Annotated in this window: 1 protein-coding gene; it reads left to right on the top strand. The window is 39.1% G+C overall.

Annotated elements, in window-relative coordinates; translation table 11 throughout:
* Positions 1 to 3,453 (top strand): HYR domain-containing protein (locus ACM55I_RS16235; RefSeq protein ID WP_416847886.1); only part of this gene is annotated, 3,453 nt, incomplete at its 5' end.
* Positions 3,454 to 3,700: the final 247 nt, after the last annotated feature.

The following is a 3,700-nucleotide window of genomic DNA, read 5'->3' on the forward strand; positions in this document are numbered from 1 at the left end:
AATGTGGTTCTTGGAACGCCAGTAACTGCGGATAATTGTCACGTAGCTTCGGTAACCAATGATGCGCCTTCGGCTTTCCCAATTGGAATTACAACGGTAACTTGGACCGTAACAGACAATGCTGGAAATTCAGCTGTCGCAACACAAACGGTAACGGTAAGCGATAACATGAACCCAACAATCACTGCACCAACTGCAACAACAGGGACAACCAATGTGGCGTGCACTTCCACTAATGTAGCTCTTGGAACGCCAGTAACTGCGGATAATTGTCACGTAGCTTCAGTAACCAATGATGCACCTTCGGCTTTCCCAATTGGAATTACAACGGTAACTTGGACCGTAACAGACGACGCTGGAAATTCAGCCGCCGCAACACAAACGGTAACGGTAAGCGATACTCAAAAACCTATACTTACTGTAGTCCAAAATCAGAATGTAAATTTAAATGCCAGTTGTTCAGTAACGATTCCAGATGTAAGAGGGACAGCAACAGATAATTGCACAGGTACGATAATTACTCAGAGTCCTGTAATTGGATCTGTTGTATCATCTTCTCATAATGGAACTATTAATGTATTGGTAACTGTTACCGATGCCGCAGGCCTTACGGATGTTAAGACAGTGGTCTTGACTGCAAAAGATGTAATCGCACCGGTACTTATACCAGCGGCTAATCAGAATGTAAATTTAAATGCCAGTTGTTCAGTAACGATTCCAGATGTAAGAGGGACAGCAACAGATAATTGCACAGGTACGATAATTACTCAGAGTCCTGTAATTGGATCTGTTGTATCATCTTCTCATAATGGAACTATTAATGTATTGGTAACTGTTACCGATGCCGCAGGCCTTACGGATGTTAAGACAGTGGTCTTGACTGCAAAAGATGTAATCGCACCGGTACTTATACCAGCGGCTAATCAAAATGTAAATTTAAATGCCAGTTGTTCAGTAACAATTCCAGATGTAAGAGGAACTGTAATGGATAATTGCATAGGTGCAATAATTACTCAGAGCCCTTCAATTGGATCTGTTGTTTCATCTTCTCATAACGGAACCATCAATGTACTAGTAACTGCCACAGATGCTGCTGGACTTACAGATGTAAAAATAGTGGTGTTAATGGCTAAGGATGTGATTGCACCAGGACTTATACCAGCGACTAATCAGAATGTAAATTTAAATGCCAGTTGTTCAGTAACGATTCCAGATGTAAGAGGGGCAGCAACAGATAATTGCACAGGTACGATAATTACTCAGAGTCCTGTAATTGGATCTGTTGTATCATCTTCTCATAACGGGACCATCAATGTAGTGGTAACTGCCACAGATGCAGCTGGACTTACAGATGTAAAAACAGTAGTGTTAACGGCAAAAGATGTAATCGCACCGGTACTTATACCAGCGGCTAATCAGAATGTAAATTTAAATACCAGTTGTTCAGTAACGATTCCAGATGTAAGAGGGACAGCAACAGATAATTGCACAGGTACGATAATTACTCAGAGTCCTGTAATTGGATCTGTTGTATCATCTTCTCATAATGGAACTATTAATGTATTGGTAACTGCTACCGATGCCGCAGGCCTTACGGATGTTAAGACAGTGGTCTTGACTGCAAAAGATGTAATCGCACCGGTACTTATACCAGCGGCTAATCAGAATGTAAATTTAAATGCCAGTTGTTCAGTAACGATTCCAGATGTAAGAGGAACAGCAACGGATAATTGCATAGGTACAATAATTACTCAGAGCCCTTCAATTGGATCTGTTGTATCATCTTCTCATAACGGGACCATCAATGTACTGGTAACTGCTAGAGATGCAGCTGGACTTACAGATGTAAAAACAGTAGTGTTAACGGCAAAAGATGTAATCGCACCGGTACTTATACCAGCGGCTAATCAGAATGTAAATTTAAATGCCAGTTGTTCAGTAACGATTCCAGATGTAAGAGGGACAGCAACAGATAATTGCACAGGTACGATAATTACTCAGAGTCCTGTAATTGGATCTGTTGTATCATCTTCTCATAACGGGACCATCAATGTACTGGTAACTGCTAGAGATGCAGCTGGACTTACAGATGTAAAAACAGTAGTGTTAACGGCAAAAGATGTAATCGCACCGGTACTTATACCAGCGGCTAATCAGAATGTAAATTTAAATGCCAGTTGTTCAGTAACGATTCCAGATGTAAGAGGGATAGCAACAGATAATTGCACAGGTACGATAATTACTCAGAGTCCTGTAATTGGTTCTGTTGTTTCATCTTCTCATAACGGAACCATCAATGTACAGATAACTGCTACAGATGCAGCCGGTAATACTGCAATGAAAACGGTGGTATTGACAGCAAAAGATATTACTCCTCCAACAATAGTTTGTCCGGTGAATATTATATTGTCTGCCTGTCAATCTATAGCTACATGGTCTGTACCTGTTGCAAATGATAACTGTATTGTAACAGTAGCACAAACTGCGGGACCAGTTTCAGGATCTACTTTCGCTCCAAATACAGTCACTACTATTACCTATACGGCAACTGATACCGCTGGTAATCAGAATAGTTGTTCATTTACGGTTACTAGAGTTGCAGTATTAAATTTAGTAGTTGTTAATAGCAACCCTCAACTTTACTACGGCTATACATTGGATCAATCATCTGTTATAACAGGAACCCCTTCTGGTGGGGTAGGGCCTTATACAGTTTCTATTGCTATGAATCGCCCGCTCAATGGTAATGTGATTACTAGTTCAGGTGACGAAATATGGACGCCGGGAGCCAATACTTTTAATAGTAGTAATCATGTTTGTCCAGTATCTGGTTCATTGTCACTAAGCCCAATTTCCACATCAACAAATACAATAGTATCTAATGGCAACTATTCCGTTACAGCGACTTTGATGGCAAATGCAATATTTACGGTAACTGTTACAGATAAAAATGGTTGTTCAGTATCTAAAACGACTACAGTATATTCTGAAGATGATCGTTGCTTTGCAGGTAATAGCGGTAATGCAAAAGTTAAAATTTGCCATAGAACAGGCAATAGTAATGATCCATGCCATGAATTATGCGTAGATCAATCTGCAGTTCAAGCTCACTTAGATCACGGAGATTATATAGGTAGTTGTTTGCCATTGTGTGCAGCACCAACGATACACACAAAAATTGCAAAACTTGAGAAAGAACTTGTTGAACCTACTCCATTTGATGTAATAGCTTATCCTAACCCGACTGATCATCAATTTACCCTTATCGTTGAAGGCGGTAGTAATGAAAAAGTAGAAGTTTTAGTGTATGACTCACTTGGAAGAATGGTGAAATACATTGATAATAGTGATGGGCAACAAATCAAGTTTGGAGAAGGACTTCCATCAGGTGCTTATATTGCGATAGTCAGTCAGGGCATTAACCAAAAAACGGTCAGACTAATAAAAGAATAAAGGTTATTTATAAACAGAATTTAAAATCAACTCCATTTCAATTTTTATTGGGATGGAGTTTTTGTATATAAAGACAGAATGTCTTAGAATTCTGTTTCGAGAAGAAATAGAAATTATAATTTTATTCTATTAACCCGTTGGGTGTAATTATTTAAAGCAAAATAAATTGATTAGATATTGGTCAAGATACTGAAATTCAGTATCTTGAAGTCGCCAAACAACCAATATCTATGTCAAATATAGTAAA

Source organism: Flavobacterium algoris, assembly GCF_048158525.1.
Classification (GTDB): domain Bacteria; phylum Bacteroidota; class Bacteroidia; order Flavobacteriales; family Flavobacteriaceae; genus Flavobacterium; species Flavobacterium algoris.